The following is a 17,926-nucleotide window of genomic DNA, read 5'->3' as shown; positions in this document are numbered from 1 at the left end:
GCGGCCGCGCGGCGTCTGGTGCGTGCTCTCGGCGTGCCGGGCGGAAGCCCGCGCACTGGACGTACTTGGCTCCGTCCGGTGCGGCGAGAGCGCGTGCCAGGCGTCGCGCGGCAGACGGGAGTTTGACGACAGGCCCTAGGACAGCTGCGCCTTCACGTGCTCGACCACCGCCTGGAATTCCTCCGTCGGTGAGAAGTCGAGGTACTCGGTGTCCTCCAGGGCTACCGGGGCGTGTCCGGGCGCCCAGTAGCAGGCCTCCCCGGCCGAGTAGACCTTGTCCCCGTCCTTCGTGTGCATCTTGATCCGGCCCTTGAGCACATAGGCGTAGTGCGGGCACGGACACAGGTCGTCGGGCAGGCCCTTGAACGCCGGGGTCATGTCGACGCCCTTGTCGAAGCGCCCGAAGGCGACGGAGAAGCCTCCGCCGAGCTCCAGCACGCGCAGTTCCGCGCCGTTGCCTTCGAAGAGGACGGGGATCTGCTCCCGTGTGGCTGCCGTCATGGTTCCTCCACGGCCGATCCGTCCCGAGATTCCCCCTCCGGCTCCATCTTCCTCTCCATGCCCTCCGTCCGCACAGCCGCCGGGGAGGCGGTCGGGCCCTGGACTTGGAGCTGCCCCCGGCCCGGCCTACTCCTTTTGACCGGGCTTTACGAAATCCGGTGGGTTCCGGCCTCCCGTTGGCAGAAGATGGAGTGAATCCCCTCGATCATGCCGACCGGAGCCTGCGCGTGCTCATACGACTTCTGCGGACCCACTTGGGCCCGTACCGGAAACCGATCTCCGTGCTGGTCCTGCTGCAACTGCTGCAGACCAGCGCGAGCCTCTACCTGCCCACGCTGAACGCCGACATCATTGACAACGGTGTCGTCAACGGCGACACCGGCTACATCCTGCGTTTCGGCGCCCTGATGCTCGGCGTCTCGCTGATCCAGCTCGTCTGCAACGTCGGCGCCGTCTACTACGGGGCCCGTACCGCCGCGGCCTTCGGCCGGGACGTCCGGGCCGGCGTCTTCGACCGCGTGCAGAGCTTCTCCGCGCGTGAGCTCGGCCACTTCGGCGCCCCGTCGCTGATCACCCGTACGACGAACGACGTGCAGCAGATCCAGATGCTCGTGCTGATGACCTTCACGCTGATGGTCTCCGCGCCGATCATGTGCGTCGGCGGCATCTTCATGGCGCTCTCGCTGGACGTGAAGCTCTCGGGCGTGCTGCTCGCCGTGGTCCCGGTCCTCGGCCTGTCGGTCGGCGCGATCGTGCTGAAGACCCGCCCGCTGTTCCGTGCGATGCAGACGCGTCTGGACACGGTCAACCGGGTCCTGCGCGAGCAGATCACCGGCAACCGGGTGATCCGCGCCTTCATCCGCGACGACTACGAGAAGGAGCGCTTCCGCGAGGCCAACGCCGACCTCACCGGCGTCTCGCTGGCGGCCGGCAAGCTGCTCGCGCTGATGTTCCCGACCGTGATCGTGGTCGTGAACATCTCCAGCGTCGCCGTCGTCTGGTTCGGCGCGATGCGCATCGACGCGGGCGGCATGGAGATCGGCCAGCTGACGGCCTTCCTCGCCTACCTGATGCAGATCGTCATGTCCGTGATGATGGCCACCTTCATGTTCATGATGGTGCCGCGCGCCGAGGTCTGTGCCGAGCGCGTCCAGGAGGTCCTGGACACCGACTCCAGCGTGATCCCGCCCGCCGACCCGGTCCGCAAGCTGCTCCACCGCGGCCGCCTGGAACTGCGCGGCGCCGACTTCCGCTACCCGGGCGCCGAGGCCCCCGTGCTGCGCGGGGTCGACCTCGTGGCCCGCCCCGGCGAGACCACCGCGGTGATCGGCTCGACCGGCAGCGGCAAGTCCACGCTGCTGGGGCTGATCCCCCGGCTCTTCGACGCCACCGGCGGCGACGTGCTCGTCGACGGCGAGGACGTACGGCGCCTCGACCCCGACCTGCTCGCCAAGACGGTCGGCATGGTGCCGCAGAAGCCGTACCTCTTCTCCGGGACGGTCGCCAGCAACCTGCGCTACGGGCGCCCCGACGCCACCGACGAGGAGCTCTGGCACGCGCTGGAGGTCGCGCAGGCCAAGGGCTTCGTGTCCGAGCTGGAGGGCGGGCTCGCCGCGCCGATCACCCAGGGCGGAACCAACGTCTCCGGCGGCCAGCGCCAGCGGCTCGCGATCGCGCGCACGCTCGTACAGCGCCCGGAGATCTACCTGTTCGACGACTCCTTCTCGGCCCTGGACTACGCCACGGACGCGGCGCTGCGCTCCGCGCTGGCCCGCGAGACCGAGGAGGCCACCGTGGTCATCGTCGCCCAGCGGGTCTCCACGATCCGCGACGCGGACCGGATCATCGTCCTCGACGAGGGGCAGGTGGTGGGCGAGGGGCGCCACCACGAGCTGATGGCCGGCAATGAGACCTACCGGGAGATCGTGCTCTCCCAGCTGACGGAAGCGGAGGCGGCGTGAGCGGGCCCGGAGGACGGATGATGATGGGACCGCCGACCACGCGGTCCATGGACTTCAAGGGCTCGGGCAAGCGGCTGCTGAGCGCGCTGGCGCGCGACCGGGCCAAGCTGTGGGGCATGATCCTCGCGGTCGTCGGCAGCGTCGCCGCGTCGGTGACCGGGCCGAAGATCCTCGGCGAGGCCACCGACCTCGTGTTCGCGGGGATCGTCGGCCGGAACTTCGACAAGGGCCTCACCAAGCAGCAGGCGCTGGACGCTCTGCGCGCCAGGGGCGAGGGCGGGATGGCGGACATGCTGTCCGGCACCGCCTTCACCCCGGGCAAGGGCATCGACTTCGGCGCGGTCGGGGCGGTGGCGCTGTGGGCGCTGGCCGTCTTCACGGTCGCCGGTCTGCTGATGCTGGTCGCCACACGGCTGTCGAACCACATCATGAACGGCACCGTGTACCGGATGCGCGAGGAGCTCCAGGCGAAGCTGTCGCGGCTGCCGCTGTCGTACTTCGACCAGCAGAAGCGCGGCGAGGTGCTCAGCCGGGCCACGAACGACATCGACAACATCGGCCAGACGATCCAGCAGACGATGGGTCAGCTGCTCAACTCCCTCCTGACGATCGTCGGCGTGCTGGCGATGATGTTCTGGATCTCGTGGGTGCTGGCCCTGGTCGCGCTGGTGACCATCCCGGTGTCCGCGTACGTGGCCGCGAAGATCGGCAAGAAGTCGCAGCCGCAGTTCGTGGCGCAGTGGAAGTCCACGGGCGCCCTGAACGCGCACGTCGAGGAGATGTACTCGGGCCACACCCTGGTCAAGGTCTTCGGCCGGCAGAAGGAGTCCGCGGCCCTGTTCGCCGAGCAGAACGAGGCGCTGTACCGGGCCTCCTTCAAGGCGCAGCTGGTCAGCGGGATCATGCAGCCGGTGATGCTGTTCATCTCGAACATCAACTACGTGCTCGTCGCGGTCGTCGGCGGTCTGAAGGTGGCCTCGGGCACCCTGTCGATCGGTGACGTCCAGGCCTTCATCCAGTACACGCGCCAGTTCTCGATGCCGCTGACGCAGGTCGCCTCCATGGCGAACCTGGTGCAGTCCGGCGTCGCCTCCGCGGAGCGGGTCTACGAGCTGCTGGACGCGCCGGAGCAGGAGGCGGACGCGGAGGTCCCCGAGCGTCCGGAGAACCTGCGCGGTCAGGTCACCTTCGACAAGGTCGCCTTCCGCTACGAGCCGGACAAGCCGCTGATCGAGAACCTCTCGCTGAGCGTCGACCCGGGTCAGACGGTCGCGATCGTCGGCCCGACCGGCGCCGGCAAGACCACGCTGGTCAACCTGCTGATGCGGTTCTACGAGGTCACGGGCGGGGAGATCGCCCTCGACGGGGTGGACATCGCCAAGATGACCCGCGAGGAACTGCGCAGCGGCATCGGCATGGTGCTCCAGGACACCTGGCTGTTCGGCGGCACCCTCGCGGAGAACATCGCCTACGGGGCCACGCGCGAGGTCACGCGCGCCGAGGTCGAGGAGGCCGCGCGGGCGGCCCACGCCGACCGGTTCATCCGCACCCTGCCCGAGGGCTACGACACGGTGCTGGACGACGAGGGCGCCGGTGTCAGCGCGGGCGAGAAGCAGCTGATCACCATCGCGCGGGCGTTCCTGTCCGACCCGGTGATCCTGGTGCTCGACGAGGCGACGAGCTCGGTGGACACCCGTACCGAGGTGCTCATCCAGAAGGCGATGGCCCGCCTCGCGCACGGCCGTACGTCCTTCGTGATCGCGCACCGGCTGTCCACGATCCGCGACGCGGACCTGATCCTGGTGATGGAGAGCGGCTCGATCGTGGAACAGGGCACGCACGAGGAGCTGTTGCTCTCGGGCGGCGCGTACGCGCGGCTGTACGCGGCGCAGTTCGCGCAGGCGGTGGCCGAGGTCGACTAGACCGGTACGGCCGTGCGGAAAAGGGGCGTCCGTCCGGGCGCCCCTTTTTCCGTCAGTCCAGATAGCCGCGCAGCTGGTCCGCGAAGGCGTGGTCGCGGAGCTTGTTGAGGGTCTTGGACTCGATCTGGCGGATCCGTTCCCGGGTCACCCCGAAGATCCGGCCGATCTCCTCCAGGGTGCGCGGCCGCCCGTCGGCGAGCCCGTAGCGCAGCTGGACCACCTTGCGCTCCCGCTCCCCGAGGGTCGAGAGCACCGCTTCCAGGTGCTCGCGGAGCAGGAAGAACGCGGCCGATTCGACCGGTGAGGCGGCGTCCCCGTCCTCGATGAGGTCGCCGAGCGCGACATCGTCCTCCTCGCCCACGGGGGCGTGCAGCGAGACCGGCTCCTGCGCCAGGCGCAGCACCTCCAGGACCCGCTCGGGGGTCAGCTCCAGGTGGACGGCGACCTCCTCGGCGGTGGGTTCGTACCCGCGCTCCTGGAGCATGCGGCGCTGGACGCGCACGACGCGGTTGATCAGCTCCACGACGTGGACGGGCACCCGGATGGTGCGGGCCTGGTCGGCCAGCGCCCGGGACATGGCCTGGCGGATCCACCAGGTGGCGTAGGTGGAGAACTTGTAGCCGCGGGCGTAGTCGAACTTCTCGACGGCGCGGATCAGTCCGAGGTTCCCCTCCTGGACCAGGTCGAGCATGGTGAGGCCGCGGCCGACGTAGCGCTTGGCGACGGAGACGACGAGCCTCAGGTTCGACTCGATGAGACGCCGTTTGGCCATGCGGCCCATGACGACGAGCTTGTCGAGGTCGAGCGTGAGCTGCAGGTCGAGCGGGGCTCCGCTGCCGAGCTTCTCCTCCGCGAACAGGCCCGCTTCCACGCGCCGCGCGAGCTCGACCTCCTCGACGGCGGTGAGCAGCGGGATCCTGCCTATCTCGCGCAGGTACTGCCGGAAGAGGTCGGCGGACGGTCCCGCTCCGCCGGAGCCCTCCGCCGTGCGCTTGCGCGGCGGGGGCACCTTCTCCAGCAGCTCCGGGCCCTCCAACTCCGCAGCCTCGTCGGCCTCCTCCTCGTGCATGGCGTCGGCCTCGGCCTCGGGCTCGGGCTCTTCGGCCGCGGGCACTTCGGCGGGCGGGCTGACGGTGACGGTCAGGCTCTGGGTCTGCACGGGGGCGACCTCCACAGGGCTCCGAGGACGGGTGCACCGCACCTCAGTGTGGGGTACGACACATCGCTGCCACGAGGGGCGTGCGACCACTTTCTGGGTCCGGTGCGTGACCGATGGTTACCCCCGGACCAGAACCCCGATGCGGATCGGACGCATGTCCGAGAGGATCGCGGTCATGTCTGTGTACGAAACGCACGTCACTGTGCGCTGCGCCGGTCCGGCGGAGCTGGCCCGGCTCGAATCATGGTCGGCTGAGCGGGAGTTGAAGGTCACGCACATCGTGCTGGCCCGGGGCCGGATGGTCTCGCAGCCGATGCTGACGCTGCCCGACCGGGACGGGCACGAGGTTCTGGTGCCCCGGCTGCGCGCGGCCGGTTTCGACCCGGTCCGGGTCAAGGTGGAGACGGTCCCGTGGACCGCGGAGCCCCCGGGGCCCGGCGGCGGGTACTTCGAGCACCATCTGAAACTGCGCCTCCCGGCCGGCTGGGACCGCCCGGCCCTGGAGTCCCTGGCGGTCCGGCACGCGGCGCACGTCTCGTGGAACGCCCGCCGGGTCCTGCCGGGGGCGCGGCAGGAACGTTTCGTGACCCAGCGCTGGCGGGGTACGGCGACGGAGGCGGGGGCGGCGTGCGATGCGCTGGTCGCGGCGCTGGCCGGGGCCGGGTACGAGATCCGCTCGGAGGAGCGGGAGTTCGTGCTGTACGACAGTGACCTGTCGGTGGACGACGGGTGGATCGAGGAGGGGGACGCGCGATGAGTGGCCAGGAGTGGAAGCCGTCGATTCCGGGAGGTCCGGACGACCCCGCGGAGCCGGCGGCGGAGCGGTTCCGACGGAGGGACGAGCTGCCCCGGACCATGAGGACGGGCGACAGGGGTGATCCGACCGCGGTGGCCTTCGACCCCGCCCTCAAGCACTTCTCCGAGGCGTACCGGCCGCTGGATCCGGTGATCTCGGAGCCGGCGGCACGAACGGCCTGGCGGGCGGCCCGGCGGGCGGCGATGGACGTGGCGTTGCGCGCGGTCGGGGCCTCGGGCGACGCCGATTCGCTGGTGCTGCGCGGCAGCATGCTGATGTCGCAGTGGTTCGGGGAGATCGCGCGGGAACCGCACGACCTGGACTTCGTCGTGGTCCCCGCGGACTGGATGATCGAGGAGGACCGCACCGGGCGGATGCTGGACGCGATCGCCGCCGGGGCCGAGCGGCTGGCCCCGTACGGCGGCCTGGTGATGCCCGCGTCGGAGGCGGTCTCCGAGTACATCTGGACGTACGAACGCGTTCCGGGGCGCAGGCTGGTCCTGCCCTGGTCCGCACCGGGGATGCGGGGCGGGCAGGTCCAGTTGGACTTCGTCTTCAACGAGCACCTGCCGGTCGCGCCCGAGCCGGTGGAAGTGGCGGGGGTGCCGCTCCTGGGGGCCACCCCGGAGCTGTCCCTCGCCTGGAAGCTGGTGTGGCTGGCCGGGGACACGTACCCGCAGGGCAAGGACCTCTACGACGCGGTCCTGCTGGCGGAGAGCTGCGCCCTGCCGTACCCGCTGCTGGCGGAGGTGTTCCGGCTCTCCGGCGAATTCGAGGTCGGCGGCGGCGGTCAGCAGCCGCCCTCCCCGGAGGTCTTCGAGGGGTTCGCGCAGACGGACTGGGACACGTTCCACAAGGAGTACCCGGGGATCCCCGGCTCCGCCGAGTCCTACGCGAACCGCCTGCTGGCGGCCCTGGCTCCCACCTTCGCCGGAGCTCCGGAGAACGGCTAGGCCGGTTCCACCCGGACCGCGCAGACCTTGAACTCCGGCATCCGGGACGTCGGGTCCAGCGCCGGGTTGGTCAGGGTGTTGGCGCGGCCCTCGCCCGGCCAGTGGAAGGGCATGAAGACGGTGTCCGCGCGGATGGAGTCCGTGATGCGGGCCGGGGCGACCGCGCGGCCGCGGCGGGAGGTGACCGCGAGGGGGGCTCCGTCGACCGCGCCGATGCGGGCCGCGAGGCGGGGGTGGAGTTCCACGAAGGGGCCGGGGGCGGCTGCGTTGAGCTCGTCCACCCGGCGGGTCTGCGCGCCCGACTGGTACTGGGCGACGACCCGGCCGGTGGTGAGGAGGAGCGGGTACTCCGCGTCCGGGACCTCCGCGGCGTCCCGGTGGGTGACGGGCACGAAGCGGGCCCGGCCGTCCTCGGTGGCGAAGCGGTCCAGGAAGAGCCGGGGGGTGCCGGGGTGGGGCTCCGGCTCCGGGCCGGGCTCCGCCGGGGCTGCCTGGGCTGCCTGGGCCGGCTGGCTCGGGGCGGGATCCTGTGCGTCGGGCTCCCCCGTCCGCGGAGCCGCGGGGCAGGGCCAGAAGACGCCCTGTTCGGCTTCGATGCGGGCGTACGTGATGCCCGAGTAGTCCGCCGGGCCGCCCGCCGAAGCGCGGCGCAGCTCCTCGAAGACCTCCTCGGGTTCGGTCGGGAAGGCCTTCGGCATGCCGAGGCGGGTGGCGAGGCCGTGCAGGACCTCCAGGTCGGAGCGGACCCCCGGCGGTGGGGTCAGGGCCCGGCGGCGGAGCAGGACGCGGCCCTCCAGGTTGGTGGTGGTGCCGGTCTCCTCCGCCCACTGGGTGACCGGGAGGACCACGTCGGCCAGGGCCGCCGTCTCGGACAGGACCACGTCGGCGACGGCCAGGAAGTCCAGGGAGCGGATGCGTTCCTCGATGTGGGCGGCGCGGGGGGCCGAGACCACCGGGTTGGAGCCCATCAGGAGCAGGGCCTTGACGTCCGAACCCAGGGCGTCGAGGAGTTCGTACGCACTGCGGCCGGGCCCGGGAAGGTCGTCGGGGTCGATCCCCCAGACCCCGGCGACGTGGGCCCGGGCCGCCGGGTCGGTCAGTTTGCGGTAGCCGGGGAGCTGGTCGGCCTTCTGGCCGTGCTCGCGGCCGCCCTGGCCGTTGCCCTGGCCGGTGAGGCAGCCGTAGCCGGAGAGCGGGCGGCCGGCCCGGCCGGTGGCGAGGCAGAGGTTGATCCAGGCTCCGACGGTGTCGGTGCCCTTGGACTGCTGCTCGGGGCCGCGTGCGGTGAGCACCATCGCGGATTCGGGGGCGCAGAACATCGCCACCGCTTCGCGGAGTTTGGGGACGGGTACGCCGGTGATGCGCTCCACGAGCTCCGGCCAGTGCGCCATCGCGCCCGCTCGGGCCTCCTCCCAGCCGGTGGTGCGCTCGGCGATGAACTCCTCGTCGGTGTGCCCGCCCGCGACGACGAGGTGCAGCAGGCCGAGTGCCAGTGCCAGGTCCGTGCCGGGGCGCGGGGCCAGGTGCAGGTCGGCCTGTTCGGCGGTGCGCGTGCGGCGCGGGTCCACCACGATCAGCGTGCCGCCGTTCTCGCGGAGTTCCCGGAAGAAGCGGAGGGCGGGGGGCATGGTGTCGGCGGGGTTGGAGCCGACGAGGATGACGCAGCCGGTCCGGGGGATGTCCTCCAGCGGGAAGGGCAGCCCCCGGTCGAGCCCGAAGGCCCGCTGGTGCGCGGCGGCGGCCGAGGACATGCAGAACCGGCCGTTGTAGTCGATCTGCGAGGTCCGCAGGGCGATGCGGGCGAACTTCCCGAGGGCGTAGGCCTTCTCGTTGGTCAGCCCGCCGCCGCCGAACACCCCGACCGCGTCGGCCCCGTACGACCGCCGCGTGCGGGCGAGGCCCTCGGCGACGGCGTCGAGGGCCTCCTCCCAGGTGGCCGGCTCCAGCCGCCCGGCGTGGGTGCGGACGAGCGGCTCGGTGAGGCGCACCCGGGAGGAGAGCACGGCGGGGGCGGTGCGGCCCTTGCCGCACAGCGCGCCCAGGTTCACGGGGAAGTCGGCCCGCTCCTCCACCGTCACGCCCGCGCCGCCGGGCTCGGGGCGGAGGTTCATGCCGCACTGCAGCGCGCAGTACGGACAGTGCGTGGCGGTGGCGGAGCCCGAGGTGTGCATGGAGCCCAGCGTGCGTCGGCGGTGTTACACGGGCCGCCGCCTCCCGTTACAACTCCGCGTGCTCCACCTCAGCGCCCCCGGCCGGCTCCGGTGAGGCCCTGCGCATCGGGGCGCGGTCGAGGATCTCCACGTACACGATCCGGCCGTCGACGGCGTCGACGGCCGGGGCCGGGTCACTGGCCGGTCAGGTACTTCACCGTGAGGCCGGCCGTCCAGCCGCCGTCGACCGCGAGCTCGGCGCCCGTCATGTAGCTCGCGGCGTCCGAGAGGAGGAAGGCGACGGCGGCGGCGATCTCCTCGGGGAGGCCGACGCGGCCGAGGGGGGCGCCGGGGTAGTTGCCCTCGCCGGCCTGGATGCCGACCGGGGCCGTCATGGGCGTGAGCGTCATGCCGGGGTGGACGGAGTTGACGCGGATCCGGGACTCGGCGAGCTCGACCGCGCCGATCTTCGACAGGCCGCGCACGCCCCACTTGGAGGCTCCGTAGCCGGCGGTCAGGGCGAGGCCGGTGAGGCCGGCGGCGGAGGAGATGTTGACGATGGAGCCGCCGCCGTTCTCGCGCATCAGCGGGATCGCGGCCTTGATGCCGATGAAGACGCCGACCAGGTTGATCTCGACGACCTTGCGGAAGTGCTCGATGCTCTCGTGCTCCAGGAACGCGCCGGAGGCGATGCCCGCGTTGTTGACCAGGCCGTCGATCCGGCCGAACTCGGCGAGGGCGAAGGCGAAGGCCGCGTCCCAGTCTGACTCGCTGGTCACGTCGTGGCGCAGGAAGCGCGCCGCGTCGCCGAGCTTGGCCGCCGTCTCGGCGCCCTCGGCCTCCAGGACGTCGGTGATCAGCACCTTGCCGCCGCCGTCCACGACGGCCTGCGCGGCCGCCGCGCCGAGGCCGCGGGCCCCACCGGTGATGACGACGACCTTGCCGCTCAGATCCACAACAGCCACGGTTCCACACCCCTGACGCGCACGGCGGACATAGCCCTAAGAGCTATATGACTAATCGGAATACTCCGATCGCGGCGTCAGTCTGCCAGAGAGGCCAGCGCCCGCGACACCCCCTCCTCCTTCGGTCCCAGGAACCGCGGCTCCGGCTCGAAGACCGCGTCCAGTGCCGCCTTGCCCGTCGCGAAGACCTCGCGGGCCCCGCCGTAGTACCAGGTCGCGTCGTGCACGTCGGACACCCCGACCCCGTACGAGTCCACGCCCGCGGCCCGGCACAGCGCGACGGCCCGGCGGATGTGGAAGCCCTGGCTGATCAGCACCGCCCGGTGCACGCCGAAGACCTCCCGGGCCCGGACGCAGGAGTCCCACGAGTCGAAGCCGGCGTAGTCGCTGACGACGCGGGCGTCGGGCACCCCGTGGCCCGTCAGGTACGCGCGCATCGCGTCGGGCTCGTCGTAGTCGGTCCGGCTGTTGTCGCCGGTGACCAGGACGACCTTGACCTTCCCCGCGCGGTAGAGCTCGACGGCGGCGTCGAGGCGGCGCGCGAGGTACGGGGTCGGCCGGCCGTTCCACAGCCCGGCGCCGAAGACCACGGCCACCTCGGCGGCGGGCGCATCCGCGGTGGTCCGCAGCCGGGGCCCGGCGGACGCGTGCGTCCACGCCGAGGGCAGCAGGGCCAGCACGCAGCCCGCCATCACCAGCTGCACGGCCCGCCGCCGGGCGGGTACGGTCCGGGGCACCCCGATCCGTACGGCCTTCAGCTGCTCCCATGCCGCCCCCGGCAGAACTCGTAGCCGACCTCGTAGCCCTGCGCGCCTCAATGCGATCCCCTTGTCGGTGCTGCTGGTGGTCCTGCCGTGGTCCTGCTGTGGTCCCGTCGTCTACGGACGCGTGTGCGGTCCCGCCGGTTTCCCCCCCGGCCGGGGGCTCGACTCAGGGCAGGCCCCGCACCGCGGCGTACGCCGCTGCGCGCCCCAGCGCCGGAAGCAGGCAGGAGACCCACGCGAGCGCGCCCGCCACCGGGTGCGGGTGCCCGTACAGGGCGCGCAGGTGCAGGGCGAGGGCGAGCAGCCGCGCGGCCGGGAGGAGCGCCTTGCGCGCCTCGTCCGCCTGCGGGAACGGATCCCAGGACCCCGGTCCCGTGCCCGATCCCGCGGCCACGGACCGCAGGTCCTTGCGCGCGTCCACCCGGCCCTCCAGGGCGGGCCGCGAGGGCGCGTACAGGAGCAGTACGCGGTCTCCCGCCTTCGGCTCCTCATAGGTGTAGGCCGACGCCCGGACCGTCTCCGCGCTTCCCGGGACGGTCAGTTCGAGCCGCGAGGTCCACCCCTGCACCCGGCCCTCACTGGTGTGCGGGTGCACTCCCGAGGGTGCGCGCGCCACCACGGCCGTCGCCACCGCCGCCCCGGCCCGCCGCAGTTCGGGCTCGGCCTCCCGGTGGTGCTGCTGGAAGGAGGCGACGAGGAGCGCCGCGGACGCCAGGGCGATGAGCAGCCAGACCGCCGCCTCGCGCGCGCACGCCGAGCGCCCGGGGAGCGGGGCGGTTCGTGCCCGACCGGCCCCCGGACTTCGGGCCGGGCGACCCCCGCCCGCCCCCGCCCGGTGCGACGGCCGCCGGACAGCCACGCGCAGCCGCGGTCCGCCCACTTCGAGAACCCGCCCATGTGTCCCCCACCCCGTCCCGCCCCCGCGTGTTCCGGGCACAGGGGAGCACGGCCCGAGCCCACCCCCGCCGTCCACCCCCCTGTGAGCAGGTGGAAAACACCCGTCACGCCCGCGCAACGCACCGGCAACCTGCCGCGCGCAGGATCGGTTCATGACGGAGCCGGCGCACCCTCCCGAGTCCCTGTCCCATCCCCTTCCGCAGTCGCTGCCCCATCCCCCGCCCCTCCCACCGCTTCCGCCCGCGACCACGGCGGAGCTGCTGACCCGGATCACCGCCCAGCTCGGTACGCAGCTCAGCGGTCTGCGCCCCCGACACCACGCAGGAGTCCTCCCATGCAGCAGCCCGCCCTCGTCGCCGTGGCCCACGGCAGCCGCGATCCGCGCGCCCTCCACACCGTCGAAGCCCTGCTCGAACGGGTCCGTGAGCTCCGTCCCCGCCTCGACGTCCGGCTCGGTCACATCGAGCTGAACCACCCGCTGCTGGACCACACCCTCGAACGGGCCGCCGGAGCCGCCGTCCTGGTGCCGCTGCTGCTCGGCCGCGGGACCCACGTCAAGCGGGACCTCCCGGCCGCCGCCGCCCGCGCCGGGCACCTGCTGACCCGTGTCGCCGCCCCGCTGGGCCCGCATCCGCTGCTCGTCGAGGCCCTGTACGAGCGGCTCGTGGAGGCCGGCTGGAGTGCCGGGTCGGCGGTGGTGCTGGCCGCCGCCGGGTCCCGCGACCCCGACTCCGCCAGCGATGTGCGGGCCACCGCCGACCTGCTCTCGGAACGCCTCGGCGGGGTGCCCGTGGTGGCCGCCTACGCCTCGGGCACCGCGCCCTCCGTGCCCGCCGCCGTACGGACCCTGGCCGCGCGGGGCCTCCACCGGGTCGCGGTCGCCTCCTACTTCACCGCCCCGGGCCGCTTCGCCGCCGCGAGCGCCGCCGCCGCGCCGGGCCCGGCCGCCGCTCCGCTGGGCGCGCATCCGGCGCTGGCCCGGCTGGTGCTCCAGCGCTACGACGAAGCCGCCGCCGCGCTCGCAGGACCCGTAGCAGGACCCGTGGGAGGGGAGCAGTCGCGGGAGCAGCCGCTCGAACTGGCCACCGCGTAACGGTCGGGTTGGTTCCCAAACGCTCGGATTGCTCCTCTTGACTCGTCTTGTCGGTTCGTGCGGTTACCGTTTGACCATGGAAGGCATGGAAGGCACCACCGCACCTGTCCGACCCGGCCTCGATCTGCCCGGCGAGCCGTACGAGCCCGCCGATACCGAGCGCTGGGCCACCGAGCCCGACAAGCGGCCCGGGCGGACCGCCTTCCAGCGCGACCGCGCCCGCGTGCTGCACTCCGCCGCGCTGCGCCGGCTCGCCGGGAAGACGCAGGTGGTGACCCCGGGGACGCGTTCGTACGACTGGGACGCCAGTCCTCGTACGCGGCTGACGCACTCCCTCGAATGCGCCCAGGTGGGCCGCGAGCTCGGCGCCGCGCTCGGCTGCGATCCCGACCTGGTCGAAGCCGCCTGCCTGTCGCACGACATGGGGCACCCGCCCTTCGGCCACAACGGCGAGGAAGCGCTCAACGAGTTCGCCAAGGACTGCGGCGGTTTCGAGGGCAACGCCCAGTCGCTGCGCCTGCTGACCCGGCTGGAGCCCAAGCGGTTCGTCCCCGACCCGGTGACCGGCGAGCTCGTCAGCGTCGGGCTCAACCTCACCCGGGCCTGCCTGGACGCCGCCACCAAGTACCCCTGGGCGCGCGGGGACCACCCCACCGACCCGGGCTCGGTGAAGTTCGGCGCCTACGAGGACGACCTGCCGGTCTTCGCGTGGCTGCGCCGCGGCGCGCCCTCGGACCGCAAGTGCTTCGAGGCGCAGGTCATGGACTGGTCGGACGACGTGGCGTACTCCGTCCACGACTTCGAGGACGGCCTGCACGCCGGCCACCTCGACCCGAACCTGCTCTTCGCCGAGCCCGAGCGCACCGAGATCTGGCGGGTGGCCATCGGCCGGTACGTGCCCGCCGACACCGCGCCGGAGGAACTGCGCGAGGCCCTGGACCGGCTGATGGAGCAGGAGTGGTGGCCGCACGGGTACGACGGTTCGGCCGTGGCCCAGGCCCGGCTGAAGGATGCGACGAGCCAGCTGATCGGCCGTTTCTGCCTGGCCGCCGAGGGCGCCACCCGGCAGGCGTACGGGACGGGCCGGCTGACCCGGTACGCGGCGGAGCTGGTGGTGCCGCGCGAGGCCCGCAACGAGTGCGCGGTGCTGAAGGCGGTGGCCGACCTCTACGTCATGCAGCGCGACGAGCAGGAGCGGATCCGCGCCGATCAGCGCATCGTCCTGGCCGAACTGGCGGAGGCCGTCAGCGCCCGCGCGCCCGAGGGTCTGGACCCGCAGTTCCGTGCGATCTTCGACGAGGCCCCGGACGACCGGGCCAGGAAGCGGGCGGTCGTGGACCAGATCGCGGCCCTCACGGACGCCTCCGCGCGCTCCCTGCACGCCCGCCTCACCCAGCGCGCGCGACGCGCCGACGGGTGAGCCGATCGGGCCACTCCCCCTTCACGCGGCAGGCTCGGTGCGGGACGCTCGCATGTGGTCGCATGTGGCGCAGAGGTTATGAGGAGGCATCAGGTGGTCGACGCACACCGGACGTTCGTCATCGTCGGCGCAGGGCTCGCCGGGGCTAAGGCGGCCGAGACGCTGAGGTCCGAAGGGTTCACGGGGCGGGTGATCCTCATCGGCGACGAGCGCGAGCATCCCTACGAGCGCCCCCCGCTCTCCAAGGGCTACCTGGCGGGCAAGGAGGAGCGCGAGAGCGTCTTCGTCCACGAGCCGTCCTGGTACGCGGCCTCCGACATCGAGCTGCACCTCGGCCAGCCCGCGGTCCACCTCGACCGGGACGCCAAGAAGGTGGTCCTCGGCGACGGCACGGCGCTGCCCTACGACAAGCTGCTCCTCGCCACCGGCGCCGAACCGCGCCGGCTCGACATCCCGGGCACCGAGCTGGTCGGGGTGCACCACCTGCGCCGGCTCTCGCACGCGGAGCGGCTGCGCAAGGCGCTGGCGGGGCTGGGCCGGGACAACGGGCACCTGCTGATCGCGGGCGCCGGCTGGATCGGCCTGGAGGTGGCGGCGGCCGCCCGCGGGTACGGGGCCGAGGTCACCGTGATCGAGCCGGCGCCGACCCCGCTGCACGCGGTGCTCGGTCCGGAGGTCGGCCGGCTCTTCGCCGACCTGCACACCGAGCACGGGGTCCGTTTCCACTTCGGGTCCCACCTGACGGAGATCGTCGGGCACGACGGCATGGTGCTGGCGGCCCGTACGGACGACGGGGAGGAGCACCCGGCGCACGCGGTCCTCGCGGCGATCGGCGCCGCCCCGCGGACCGCGCTGGCGGAGACCTCGGGCCTGGCCCTGGTGGACCGGGAGCACGGGGGCGGGATCGCCGTGGACGCCTCGCTGCGCACCTCCGACCCGGACGTCTACGCGGTCGGGGACGTGGCGGCCGCGCACCATCCGGTGCTGGGGGCCCGGCTGCGGGTGGAGCACTGGGCGAACGCGCTCAACGGGGGTCCGGCCGCCGCCCGGGCGATGCTGGGGCAGGAGGTCTCGTACGACCGGGTTCCGTACTTCTTCTCCGACCAGTACGACGTGGGCCTGGAGTACTCGGGGTACGCCCCGGCGGGCGGCTACGACCAGGTGCTGATCCGCGGGGACGCGGGCAAGCGGGAGTTCATCGCCTTCTGGCTCTCGGACGGCCGGGTGCTGGCCGGGATGAACGTGAACGTGTGGGACGTCACCGAGGACATCCAGGCCCTGATCAGGTCGAAGGCGCCCGTGGACCGCGAGAAGCTGGCGGATCCCTCGATTCCGCTCTCGGCCCTGGTTCCGGCGGAGGGGGCCTGACGGGATTGTCTCCGCCCGGCCGTAGACTTCACGCGTGGCAGGACGGATCAACGACGACGACGTGAAGGCGGTACGGGACGCGGTCCCGATCGACGCCGTGGTCTCGGAGTACCTCCAGCTGCGCAACGCGGGCGGCGGCAACCTCAAGGGCCTCTGCCCCTTCCATGACGAGAAGTCCCCGTCCTTCCAGGTCAGCCCCAGCAAGGGCTTCTACCACTGCTTCGGCTGCCAGGCGGGCGGGGACACCCTCGACTTCGTCATGAAGATCGACCACCTCTCCTTCTCGGAGGCGGTGGAGCGGCTCGCCGGCCTGGCCGGCATCACCCTGCGGTACGAAGAGGGCGGCTACACCGCCGGCACCAGCGGGCGCGGCGAGCGCATCCGGCTGGTCGAGGCGCACAAGGCCGCGGCCCAGTTCTACATGGACCAGCTCGGCAGCGCCGAGGCGGAGATCGGCCGCAAGTTCCTGGCCGAGCGCGGCTTCGACCAGGCCGCCGCCCAGCACTTCAGCGTGGGCTACAGCCCGGCCGGCTGGGACCACCTGACGCGCTTCCTGCGCGGCAAGGGCTTCAGCGACAAGGAACTGATCACCTCGGGCCTGGCCCAGGACAGCCGCAGCGGAAAGCCCATCGACCGCTTCCGCGGCCGGCTGATGTGGCCCATCCGCGACATCAGCGGCGAGGTCGTCGGCTTCGGCGCGCGCAAGCTGCGCGACGACGACAACGGGCCCAAGTACCTGAACACCCCCGAGACGGCGATCTACAAGAAGTCCCAGGTGCTGTACGGCATCGACCTGGCCAAGAAGGAGATCGCCAAGACCTCCCGGGCCGTCGTGGTCGAGGGCTACACCGACGTCATGGCCTGCCACATGGCCGGGGTCACCACCGCGATCGCCACCTGCGGCACCGCCTTCGGCGGCGACCACATCAAGATCCTGCGCCGGCTGCTCATGGACAACGCGACCGCCGAGGTGATCTTCACCTTCGACGGGGACGCGGCCGGGCAGAAGGCCGCGCTGCGCGCCTTCGAGGACGACCAGAAGTTCGCCGCGGAGACCTCCATCACCATCGCCCCCGGCGGCATGGACCCTTGCGACCTGCGCCTGGCCAAGGGCGACGCGGCCGTGGCGGACCTGGTCGAGGCCCGCACCCCGCTGTTCGAGTTCGCGCTGAAGCACATCGTGGCCCGGCACAACCTGGAGAACCCGGCGGGGCGGGCGGCCGCGCTGGAGGAAGCCGCCCCGATCATCAAGAAGATCAAGAACGTCGCGATCCAGCACGAATCGGCGGTCCAGCTCGCGGGCATGCTCGGCATGCGCGACGAGCAGTTCGTGGTCAAGCGGATCGCCCAGCTCGACCGCTGGGCCCGGGAGCGCGGCAACCAGCCCCAGCAGCAGCGCCGGGGGCAGGCCGGCGGTTCCGGTGGTTCGGGCCAGTCCGGCCGCTCCGGCCACTCGTACGAGGACATCCCGGCGCCGTCCGCCACGCCCACGGGCCCCGCGCTGAACCTGCGCAGCCCCGCGCACATCACCGAGCGCGAGCTGCTCAAGCTGGCGCTCCAGCGCCCCGCCCTGGTCTCCCCCGCCTTCGACGCGTACGGGATGGACGAGTTCACCGCCCCGCCCTACGCGGCCGTCCGCCAGGCCATCCTGGACGCCGGCGGCGCTTCGCTCGGCACCGAGGACTACCTGACCCGGGTCCGGGACGCCGCGCCGAACGACACCGTCCGCGCGCTGGTCACCGAGCTCGTCGTCGAGGCCATCCACGCGAAGACCGTGGACGAGGTCTACGCCGGGGTCCAGCTGGTCCAGGTCAGGCTCCGCGCGGTCGACCGCCGGGTGCACGAGATCCAGGGCACCCTGGCCCGCCTCGGCCACCAGGACGCCCCGGAGCAGCTGGCGGCGGTCCAAGAAGAGCTGTGGGTGCTCCAGCAGTACGGCCAGCGCCTGCGCAACCGCGGCGCGGAAGGCCTGTAGGA

14 protein-coding genes are annotated in these 17,926 nt (G+C 72.4%); 8 read left to right on the top strand and 6 right to left on the bottom strand.

Annotated elements, in window-relative coordinates; translation table 11 throughout:
• Window positions 1-135: 135 nt before the first annotated feature.
• Entirely contained in the window at window positions 136-501 is a 366-nt protein-coding gene (locus ACE1OC_RS27740; RefSeq protein WP_389693034.1) for a hypothetical protein, read from the bottom strand.
• 227 nt (window positions 502-728) lie between these two features.
• Between ACE1OC_RS27740 and ACE1OC_RS27735 the strand changes: the two genes are divergently transcribed.
• Together ACE1OC_RS27735 and ACE1OC_RS27730 are read left to right on the top strand one after the other, a co-directional pair.
• Window positions 729-2,462: an ABC transporter ATP-binding protein gene (locus tag ACE1OC_RS27735; RefSeq protein ID WP_407839297.1), complete on the top strand. Its 1,734-nt coding sequence runs from the start codon at window positions 729-731 to the stop codon at window positions 2,460-2,462.
• Window positions 2,459-4,384, top strand: coding sequence for an ABC transporter ATP-binding protein (locus ACE1OC_RS27730; RefSeq protein ID WP_407839296.1), 1,926 nt, complete (start codon window positions 2,459-2,461; stop codon window positions 4,382-4,384). Before ACE1OC_RS27735 ends, ACE1OC_RS27730 begins: the two co-directional genes overlap by 4 nt.
• Window positions 4,385-4,436: 52 nt before the next feature.
• Here ACE1OC_RS27730 and ACE1OC_RS27725 read toward each other — a convergent pair whose 3' ends face one another.
• Window positions 4,437-5,585: an RNA polymerase sigma factor gene (locus ACE1OC_RS27725; RefSeq protein WP_407839295.1), complete on the bottom strand. Its 1,149-nt coding sequence runs from the start codon at window positions 5,583-5,585 to the stop codon at window positions 4,437-4,439.
• A gap of 133 nt (window positions 5,586-5,718) precedes the next feature.
• On the opposite strand from ACE1OC_RS27725, the gene ACE1OC_RS27720 reads away from it, so the two are divergent.
• Entirely contained in the window at window positions 5,719-6,300 is a 582-nt protein-coding gene (locus tag ACE1OC_RS27720) for a hypothetical protein (RefSeq protein WP_407839294.1), read from the top strand.
• Window positions 6,297-7,292 carry a nucleotidyl transferase AbiEii/AbiGii toxin family protein gene (locus ACE1OC_RS27715; RefSeq protein ID WP_407839293.1) on the top strand — a complete coding sequence of 332 codons (996 nt, stop codon included), beginning with the start codon at window positions 6,297-6,299 and terminating at the stop codon, window positions 7,290-7,292. The genes ACE1OC_RS27720 and ACE1OC_RS27715 overlap by 4 nt, the downstream gene beginning before the upstream one ends.
• Here the strand turns inward: ACE1OC_RS27715 and ACE1OC_RS27710 are convergent.
• From ACE1OC_RS27710 to ACE1OC_RS27695, 4 genes are all read right to left on the bottom strand, one after another.
• A complete protein-coding gene (locus tag ACE1OC_RS27710) occupies window positions 7,289-9,463 on the bottom strand; it encodes a molybdopterin oxidoreductase family protein (RefSeq protein WP_407839292.1) in 2,175 nt (724 codons plus the stop codon). The genes ACE1OC_RS27715 and ACE1OC_RS27710 overlap by 4 nt on opposite strands.
• Before the next feature lie 173 nt (window positions 9,464-9,636).
• Window positions 9,637-10,407, bottom strand: coding sequence for a glucose 1-dehydrogenase (locus tag ACE1OC_RS27705; protein WP_407839291.1), 771 nt, complete (start codon window positions 10,405-10,407; stop codon window positions 9,637-9,639).
• A gap of 77 nt (window positions 10,408-10,484) precedes the next feature.
• On the bottom strand, window positions 10,485-11,099 hold the full coding sequence (locus ACE1OC_RS27700; RefSeq protein ID WP_407841696.1) for a SanA/YdcF family protein: 615 nt from the start codon (window positions 11,097-11,099) through the stop codon (window positions 10,485-10,487).
• 238 nt (window positions 11,100-11,337) lie between these two features.
• Window positions 11,338-12,030: a hypothetical protein gene (locus tag ACE1OC_RS27695; protein ID WP_407839290.1), complete on the bottom strand. Its 693-nt coding sequence runs from the start codon at window positions 12,028-12,030 to the stop codon at window positions 11,338-11,340.
• Between the two features lie 372 nt (window positions 12,031-12,402).
• Between ACE1OC_RS27695 and ACE1OC_RS27690 the strand changes: the two genes are divergently transcribed.
• The 4 genes from ACE1OC_RS27690 (at window position 12,403) to dnaG (ending at window position 17,924) form a co-directional block, all read left to right on the top strand.
• The gene (locus tag ACE1OC_RS27690; RefSeq protein ID WP_407839289.1) at window positions 12,403-13,161 is read left to right on the top strand and encodes a sirohydrochlorin chelatase; all 759 of its coding nucleotides are present in this window, start codon (window positions 12,403-12,405) and stop codon (window positions 13,159-13,161) included.
• A 76-nt stretch (window positions 13,162-13,237) separates the two neighbouring features.
• Window positions 13,238-14,581 carry a deoxyguanosinetriphosphate triphosphohydrolase gene (locus ACE1OC_RS27685; protein ID WP_407839288.1) on the top strand — a complete coding sequence of 448 codons (1,344 nt, stop codon included), beginning with the start codon at window positions 13,238-13,240 and terminating at the stop codon, window positions 14,579-14,581.
• A gap of 93 nt (window positions 14,582-14,674) precedes the next feature.
• Window positions 14,675-15,949 carry an NAD(P)/FAD-dependent oxidoreductase gene (locus ACE1OC_RS27680; protein WP_407839287.1) on the top strand — a complete coding sequence of 425 codons (1,275 nt, stop codon included), beginning with the start codon at window positions 14,675-14,677 and terminating at the stop codon, window positions 15,947-15,949.
• A 34-nt stretch (window positions 15,950-15,983) separates the two neighbouring features.
• Window positions 15,984-17,924: a DNA primase gene (gene dnaG / locus ACE1OC_RS27675; protein WP_407839286.1), complete on the top strand. Its 1,941-nt coding sequence runs from the start codon at window positions 15,984-15,986 to the stop codon at window positions 17,922-17,924.
• Window positions 17,925-17,926: the final 2 nt, after the last annotated feature.

Source organism: Streptomyces stoeckheimensis, assembly GCF_045822005.1.
GTDB lineage: Bacteria > Actinomycetota > Actinomycetes > Streptomycetales > Streptomycetaceae > Streptomyces > Streptomyces stoeckheimensis.
The sequence above is the reverse complement of the archived record's forward strand: the minus strand, read 5'-3'. Positions and strand labels throughout refer to the sequence as shown.

What these genes read in the sequence shown, in the direction of transcription:
- ACE1OC_RS27740 (WP_389693034.1), bottom strand. Translation starts at nt 501, where the DNA reads ATGACGGCAGCCACACGGGAGCAGATCCCCGTCCTCTTCGAAGGCAAC.
- ACE1OC_RS27720 (WP_407839294.1), top strand. Translation starts at nt 5,719, where the DNA reads ATGTCTGTGTACGAAACGCACGTCACTGTGCGCTGCGCCGGTCCGGCG.
- ACE1OC_RS27715 (WP_407839293.1), top strand. Translation starts at nt 6,297, where the DNA reads ATGAGTGGCCAGGAGTGGAAGCCGTCGATTCCGGGAGGTCCGGACGAC.
- ACE1OC_RS27710 (WP_407839292.1), bottom strand. Translation starts at nt 9,463, where the DNA reads ATGCACACCTCGGGCTCCGCCACCGCCACGCACTGTCCGTACTGCGCG.
- ACE1OC_RS27700 (WP_407841696.1), bottom strand. Translation starts at nt 11,099, where the DNA reads ATGGCGGGCTGCGTGCTGGCCCTGCTGCCCTCGGCGTGGACGCACGCG.
- ACE1OC_RS27690 (WP_407839289.1), top strand. Translation starts at nt 12,403, where the DNA reads ATGCAGCAGCCCGCCCTCGTCGCCGTGGCCCACGGCAGCCGCGATCCG.
- ACE1OC_RS27685 (WP_407839288.1), top strand. Translation starts at nt 13,238, where the DNA reads ATGGAAGGCATGGAAGGCACCACCGCACCTGTCCGACCCGGCCTCGAT.